The sequence below is a fragment of the Actinoplanes sp. TBRC 11911 genome, from assembly GCF_012933445.1.
Classification (GTDB): domain Bacteria; phylum Actinomycetota; class Actinomycetes; order Mycobacteriales; family Micromonosporaceae; genus Actinoplanes.
The window spans coordinates 1-995 of the sequence record NZ_JABBNC010000082.1 but is presented as its reverse complement, the minus strand read 5'-3'; the positions used below and the strand labels follow the sequence as shown (position 1 = coordinate 995).

General features: G+C 67.9%; 1 protein-coding gene. It reads left to right on the top strand.

Annotated features, from left to right (window positions below):
* The coding region (locus HH310_RS42995) for an IucA/IucC family protein (RefSeq protein ID WP_169181551.1) at positions 1-995 on the top strand (995 nt) is incomplete at both ends.

Sequence of the window (995 nt, the reverse complement as noted above, 5' to 3'; positions counted from 1 at the left end):
CGAAGACCTCCACCTGGGCGATGACGTCTTCCCCGAGCTGAACGCACCGCCCGGCTTCCGGATCCACCCGGTACACCCCTGGCAACGCGACACCGTACTACCCGCCCGCTACGCCGACCTGATCGCCGACCACAAACTCATCATCCTCGACCACGAAATCGACGTCGTCCCGACCGCCGCCCTGCGCACCCTGCTGATCCCGGACACCGGCGAATACCTCAAAGTGTCACTCGACATCCAGGTCACCTCAACCCGGCGCAGCATCAGCATAGCCAGCACCCGCAACGGCCCAGCCGTCTCCCAGCTCCTGCACCAACTCGTCGCCGACGACCCACAAGGCGACCGGCTGCTGCTCATGGCCGAGACCGCCGGCGCCGCCATGCCCGCCGGCTCCGGCCGCGACCTGTCCGTGATCCGCCGCACCGGACTGGCCGGCCGCCTCGAGCCCGGCGAACAAGCCATCCCAGGCGGCGCACTGCCCTATCTGCTCGCCGACCTGGTCACCGGCGACCCCGCACGCTGGCTACGCGAATACGCCGAACTCCTGCTCCCACCGCTGCTCCGACTGACCAGCAAAGGCGTCGCACTCGAAGCACACCTGCAAAACTGCATCCCCACCTTCCTCGACGGCCACCCCCACCGACTCGCACTACGCGACTTCGCCGGCCTACGCCTACACCTACCCCGCCTCGCCGCCACCGGGCACGACATCACGCTCTGGCCCGGCTCAGTCGTCGGCACCGACAACCTGGACGTCTTCCGCGCGAAGATCGGCTACACCGCCTTCCAAGCCCACCTCGGCGAACTCATCCTGCACCTCGACATCGACGAAGACCACGCGTGGCGCATCATCCGCGAAGTCGTCGACGCGGCCATCGACGGCGACGACCACGCCGCGTTCACCGCACCGACCGTGCCACACAAGGCCCTGGTACGGATGCGGCTGACCGGCAACGGCGACATCTACATCCCCGTCCCGAACCCGTTGCATGGCT